The organism is Psychromonas sp. B3M02 (assembly GCF_003318165.1).
In the GTDB taxonomy this organism is placed as follows: Bacteria; Pseudomonadota; Gammaproteobacteria; order Enterobacterales; family Psychromonadaceae; genus Psychromonas.
Genome location: NZ_QOCB01000065.1, coordinates 356 through 1,158 on the forward strand (window position 1 = coordinate 356; position 803 = coordinate 1,158).

Genomic DNA, 803 nt, shown 5'->3' on the forward strand with positions numbered 1-803 from the left:
GCTGCACGTTTTGTATTACCGCCAGGTATTGAACTTTCAGGGCAAAGCAGTGATATCTCGATCATGCTCGCGTTTGGGATCACCACAGTCACCGTGGTGATCATCTTTATTGTATTAGGCACCAATCTGCTTTTCCGTTACAAAGATATCTCAGCACGAGCAACCAACAATGAACGCCGCTTATTAGCGACCATGGACACTGCGCTGGACGGCATTATCACCATTGATGCTCAAGGGATCATCATTAGCGTTAATAAAGCAGTATCAAAATTATTATCTTGGTCAGAAGCGGAATTAATTGGCCAAAATGTAAAAATGATTGTACCTGGCACTGACCAACAACATCATGACCAATATATTTTAAATTACCTCACCTCTCGACAAGCTAAAATCATCGGTAAAGGCCGTGAAGTTTCTGTATTAACCAAGCACGGTGTAAAGATTCCCGTGCATTTAGGCATTGGTCATATCGAGCTTGATGAAGAAAGCATGTTTGTTGCCTTTATTTCAGACTTACGCCAACGCAAGGCGTTGGAGATGACTCTACGAGATAAAGAAACCAAAATACGTTCATTAATTTCCAATATTCCAGGCATTGCTTATCGTTGCTATGACCAAGCACCTTGGTCCAATGTATTTATCAGCGATGAAGTGGTCAACATGCTCGGCCATCCTGCGGAAGATTTTCTAGGTGATAAGCCTAAGTACCATCTCAGTGAATTTATTCACCCCGATGATAAAGAGCGCGTGATCACTACAGACCTACATAATCCAGACGGTTATCTATTAGAGTTTAGAATGAT

At 41.8% G+C, this 803-nt stretch carries 1 protein-coding gene; it reads left to right on the forward strand.

All coding sequences use genetic code 11. The features are described 5' to 3' along the window. The coding region (locus DS885_RS07795) for a PAS domain-containing protein (RefSeq protein ID WP_113818874.1) at positions 1-803 on the forward strand (803 nt) is incomplete at both ends.